Genomic DNA, 5,462 nt, shown 5'->3' with positions numbered 1-5,462 from the left:
GGCCTTTATCAAAAATATCATTTCGGACAATATTCTGCCCGGGGATGTTTATGTCCGTGCAAAAGAGCTCCATTTTGTCACGGATGAGCCGCGCAGCGTCTTTCTGATCAGACAGATGGAAAATGCCGATGTTGCAGCGGGGGAACTGGTGAGCCGCCTGTTCCCGGACCGGCAGCATGATTTCGTCCTGAATATCAACGAGAACGATATTGTTGTGGTCAAATCGGTCCAGGCTGACACCACGAAGGAAGAGATCCACGAGATTGCGGCTGAAATTGAAAAAGCACTCCTGGAGCAACTTGGGATTCGGACTGTGATCGGCATCAGCACGGAAGCACGTCATCTGCGCGAGCTGGCAGACAGATACAAAGAAGCACAGGTCGCCATTGATGTAGGCCGTGTGTTCGAAAGCGACAAGACGATCATTCACTATGAGAGCCTGGGGCTGGGCAGAATCATCTACCAGCTGCCCACCACCCTGTGTGAGATGTTCCTGAATGAAGTCTTCAAGAAAAATCCGATCGAGACACTGGATGAAGATACGCTGGAGACGATCAACCGTTTCTTCGAAAACAATCTTAACGTTTCCGAAACATCCAGGAAACTATATGTTCACAGAAATACTCTAGTATACAGACTGGAGAAAATCAAAAAAATCACCGGCCTTGATCTGCGGGAGTTTGACCACGCCATTGTCTTCAAGGTCGCGATGATGGTAAAGCAGTATCTCGATTCGCTGAACGCATCGAAATACTGATCCCTTTTCTTCCAGGCCCTCGGGCAGAAGAGAAGCTTACTCGGAGGCACTTATGGTACAGATGACAGATGTCACGAAGATCTACGACAGCAGCAGTACAGTCGCACTGGACGGGATCAACCTGACAATCAATGAAGGTGAATTTGTCTTTCTGGTAGGACCGTCCGGTTCCGGAAAGACCACCCTGATGAAGCTGATCACCGGCGAGGTTCGAGCAACCGCCGGTGAGATTGTTGTCAATGATTTTGACATGGTCAAGATCAAACGGAGAAAGCTTCCCAGGGTACGTCGTACGCTTGGGGTGATTTTCCAGGATTACCGCCTGATTGAAAACATGACCGTGTATGACAATTTCATTGAGGATAAGGATTACTCTAACGGCTTGGTTTACATCACATGGAGAGCTGAGGAAGGAAACTGGAGCTATGACAACTTGACCGGCCAGTGGAAACTGCCGAGCTTGGATGGCGGGAAATCCGCTTCAATCATTCTGGTATTCAAGGTCTTCGTCAACGGCACATTATACAATAATGCAACCTCAGGCGTTGGATACATTAACGTCACCAATTCCTCTGACGTGATTAAGGTTTACAATCCAAACCTTACCGTCGAGAAACATTCCTTGACTCCAACTGTTGAATTGGGGGATAAGGCACGTTTTGAAATCATAGTGAAAAACACTGGAGATATTGACTTGGGCAATGTGACCGTAACCGAATCGTCCCATGAGGGTTTGGTCTTTGACCATGCTGAAAAAGCCGATTTATGGGATGAGAGTCTTGTCAACGGCAAGCATACCTGGAAACTGAAAGGCAATCTTAGTGTTGGTGCTGTTGAACGCTTTATCGTGGTGTTTAACACGACAGCAGCCGGCAACTTTACCAATATTGTAATTGCAGGAAGCAACAAAACCGAAAACAGGACATCCAACAATACGACCAGGGTGGTGAGCTCAAACTTCACTATTTCCAAAATCACAATCACTCCTAAAGTCACAGTGGGTGAAGAGGCAGTATTTGAAATCATAGTTAGGAATACTGGCGATTTGGACTTGCAGAATTTGACTGTAATTGAAAGTAAGTATGATTCTGGACTTGTTTATTTGAGATTTGTTCCGGTTAAGGGAAACTGGGAGCATGTCTTGGATGATGATGGTAAGCATAAGTTTACGTTACTGGGCAATCTCAGCATTGGGGACTCAGCAAGTTTCAGGGCAATATTTAACACTACAAAAACAGGCAATCTCTCTAACACTGTAACTTTAAACAATACCAATTCAACCAACACAACCGAAGTTGTGAATGAAACCCCTGAGAACAACAATACTCGAAACTACACCATTCCCGAACCGAACATAAAGATTGACACGCCGATAATCGAGCAGGTATTGGACAGTGAATGGGTTGTTGTTGAAAAGGACAAAACGATAATTGATGATAAGGCCACGGGCAATCCATTAATCGCATTGCTTTTAGCTTTAATTTTCATACCTTTGAGAAGATTTAGAAAATGAATCTTCCACTTATTTTTTTTTACATCCCTTCTTTGCTGGGGATAAAAATTAAATTCTCATGATGCCTCCACGATTCTTATTGGGGGTAGATATTATTTTTAATGGTCATCATGGCCTATGATTAAATGGGTCTTTCTTTCAATTATCTGATGGGTTATATCATTGGTGAATTATGGTAATTGTTATTTTTTAAAACAATTAAGAATTCTTTTTTTGAATTTTAACTCAATAAGCATCATTGGTTTTACTTGAATGCCATCAGCATTGATTGATTTTAATATAATGTATTGGGAATCAATGCATTTTACTAAATCAAAATCAACAGTAATGTATTTAGGGTATTTTAAAAAATAGTTAAAAATGGCAAAATATCAGCATGCGTATTTTACCATCAAGTCAAATAGGTCCTTGGCCCAATCTGTTGAATCCTGCTTTGTTATGTTTTCAGGGATTTCATAAACGAATGTTGGGTATCCTGCCTTTGCAATAGGGCATGAAACCAATACTGCTGATGTTGACTGGTATGATTCGTTGCCTGTTTTCGGGTAATATCCGAAATGGCTGGTTTCATTTATCTTTTTGGCAATTTCCACTGAGGCATTGTCCATCTCAGGGGTTGCAAGGTAGAATCCTTCACCGTACCATTCCACATGTGAATGGCTTATGATCACCGCTTTTGCATCTGTTGTGTTGACGTCGGGGTTTACGAAGTCGTGAACCAGGCTTTCACCGTTCGCCCTGCTTTTCTTGTAGTCTTTCGGGTCTTTTGTAACGTTCACCTGGTAGTGGATGATTTTAACGTCATCATGCTCATCGGCATATTCCTTTGCCGCCTTGATTTCCGGATTTATTGATAGTTTTTCTCTTGGGTGGATTCCGGTGATTAATGCAATTGAGTTTGCTGCACTCTCATTGCCGTATATGATTCTTTCAACTGTGCCTAGGTTATTGTTGCCCAGAACCTTGTATGCAGTGTGGTCGGCCTGGTAATTCTCGCTGTGGATTATAATTCCAAGTATTATGAGCAACACTACAATGAGTATTATTTTGGTTTTCCTTTTCAAAGTTTCACCTTGATGTTATTTTGTACCTTTTCGTATAATATATTTTGGTCATTTTTCATGGGAATAAAGTTAGGTTGAACCTAACCTTATTTCCATTTTGGAGGTTGTATTTAGTGAAACGATGAACTAGTGTAGTGGGTGTTCCACTACATGTTAATTATTGGTTGATTCGTTTATATATCTTTTTTGATTATTTAAAGGATAAAATGTTTCAATTATCATCATTGGGGAATGTATGATAGTTAGTTTTATATATTATGGTTTTTCAAGAACAATTTTTCACTCCCAGACAACTTTTGCCCCAAAAGTAAAATGAATTGAGGCATTCAAGTGTTCTTCTTTAATAATAGTTAATAATTGTTTAACATGTGAATGGGATTGGATCTGCATCCTCTCCCATTCAACAAGATCTCTCATTATCCAATATAGTTTTTCGCATAATCTATCGTAAAGAATGGGGATGATTCTTTACACTTGATTATTGGTCCTGATTTTATAAATGTTTTTTCTTTGATTTGAGGACAATTATTCCCTGCAAGGGCAATTGTAAAAAGTAAATCTTGAAAACTTTAAATATGATGAGGTTAAGGCAATTTTTCAATTTAAAAGCAATTTTTCAGTCAAGTTGATTTTCAACATTCCATGCAAATGGATGCCTTTGAAAAATTAATCAGTAGATTCACGACTTAATTGAAAAAATTCCCAATTTCAGATACTTTTAAATATATTATTGAATATAATTATTAATACTTAGATTATTTTAAGTGTAAATTCAAAAAAGTGTGAAATATATGACAAACGAAGATTTTGCAAAAAAAATAAAAGACATTAGAGCTAGACAGGACATGTCTATAGAAGACCTTTCTGAAAGAAGTGGAGTAAAACTTGAAGTTTTACAGGCCATGGAAGATGGTGAAGTGATTCCTTCACTCACACCGCTGACAAAAATGGCCAGGGCATTAGGAGTAAGATTAGGAACATTCCTCGATGACACACCTGAGCTCGGACCGGTAGTCACACGTGGAGGAAAAACAGAAAACTCCCTATACTTCTCAGGACGCGAAGACGTGACAAACGCAACCAACCTTGAATTCCACTCATTAGGTGCAGGTAAAATAGACAGGAACATTGACCCGTTCATGATCGACATTGATTATGAGGAAGGGGAAAAGGAATTATCCTCACACGAAGGAGAAGAGTTCATATATGTCCTAGACGGTGAAATAGAAGTGATCTACGGCAAAGACACATTCTCCATCGGTGAAGGGGACACAATCTTTTACGACTCAGCAGTGCCACACCACCTCCACGCAAAAAGCGAAGACGGTGCCAGGATATTAGCCGTGCTGTACACTCCATACTAAAGCAGGTGAATAAGAATGAATAAAATAACTTTCGAGCCAAAAGTAGACAGATTTTACACAGCCAGTATAGATTCACACTTGAACACATTGCAATTGAGATTGCATTAGGGATTTGCATTTTGGACATGGTTATTTTATAAAAAATTAGAGGTGAAGAGTATGAGTGAATTATTTACAGAACTTCCGTTAGGAAAGTTCTTCGAGTCAATGGTTGAAAAACAGCCAGATCATGAATTTATCGTTTATCCAGACAGAAACTTAAGATTTACATACAAGGAATTTGACGAAAGAGTAGACAACCTGGCAAAGGGAATGCTAGCGATAGGAATAGAGAAAGGCGATCATGTTGGAATATGGGCTAAGAACGTGCCTGAATGGCTTACCTACATGTTTGCAACCGCAAAGATAGGTGCAACAATCGTAACAGTGAACACAGCATACCAGTCACACGAGCTGGAATACGTGCTCAAGCAGTCCGACATGAAGGCACTGGCAATGACTGATGCATTCAGGGACACAAGCTACTTTGACATAATCAATGAGCTTGTTCCAGAGCTTAAAAGCTGTGCTAGGGGACATCTTGTTGCTGAGAAGTTCCCACGATTGAAATTCATATTCCACGTCGGACAGGAAAAGCACCGTGGAATGTACAACACCAATGAGCTGCTGCTTTTAGGAATGAACTATGACGATGAAGAGTACCAGAAGGTCAAGGATTCCGTGACACAATATGATGTTATTAACATGCAGTACACATCCGGAAC

5 protein-coding genes are annotated in these 5,462 nt (G+C 40.4%); 4 read left to right on the top strand and 1 reads right to left on the bottom strand.

Going from position 1 to position 5,462, the window contains the following annotated elements; genetic code table 11:
* Both QZU77_RS10360 and QZU77_RS10355 read left to right on the top strand, forming a co-directional pair.
* Positions 1 to 757, top strand: a 757-nt coding sequence (locus tag QZU77_RS10360; RefSeq protein ID WP_295603826.1) for a CdaR family transcriptional regulator, incomplete at its 5' end; no start/stop codon positions are given.
* A gap of 52 nt (positions 758 to 809) precedes the next feature.
* Positions 810 to 2,270: an ATP-binding cassette domain-containing protein gene (locus QZU77_RS10355; protein WP_295603824.1), complete on the top strand. Its 1,461-nt coding sequence runs from the start codon at positions 810 to 812 to the stop codon at positions 2,268 to 2,270.
* A 371-nt stretch (positions 2,271 to 2,641) separates the two neighbouring features.
* On the opposite strand, the gene QZU77_RS10350 is transcribed toward QZU77_RS10355, so the two are convergent.
* Complete coding sequence (locus QZU77_RS10350; RefSeq protein ID WP_295603822.1) at positions 2,642 to 3,334, bottom strand: hypothetical protein; 693 nt, start codon at positions 3,332 to 3,334, stop codon at positions 2,642 to 2,644.
* A gap of 791 nt (positions 3,335 to 4,125) precedes the next feature.
* Here QZU77_RS10350 and QZU77_RS10345 point away from each other — a divergent pair.
* A complete protein-coding gene (locus QZU77_RS10345; RefSeq protein ID WP_295603820.1) occupies positions 4,126 to 4,698 on the top strand; it encodes an XRE family transcriptional regulator in 573 nt (190 codons plus the stop codon).
* A 159-nt stretch (positions 4,699 to 4,857) separates the two neighbouring features.
* A partial coding sequence (locus QZU77_RS10340; protein ID WP_295603818.1) for an AMP-binding protein occupies positions 4,858 to 5,462 on the top strand: 605 nt, incomplete at its 3' end.

This window comes from uncultured Methanobrevibacter sp., from assembly GCF_902774605.1.
In the GTDB taxonomy this organism is placed as follows: domain Archaea; phylum Methanobacteriota; class Methanobacteria; order Methanobacteriales; family Methanobacteriaceae; genus Methanocatella.
The sequence above is the reverse complement of the archived record's forward strand: the minus strand, read 5'-3'. Positions and strand labels throughout refer to the sequence as shown.

Bases quoted from the DNA above. Each gene is read 5' to 3' on its own strand.
- QZU77_RS10355 (WP_295603824.1), top strand. From the start codon at position 810: ATGGTACAGATGACAGATGTCACGAAGATCTACGACAGCAGCAGTACA.
- QZU77_RS10345 (WP_295603820.1), top strand. From the start codon at position 4,126: ATGACAAACGAAGATTTTGCAAAAAAAATAAAAGACATTAGAGCTAGA.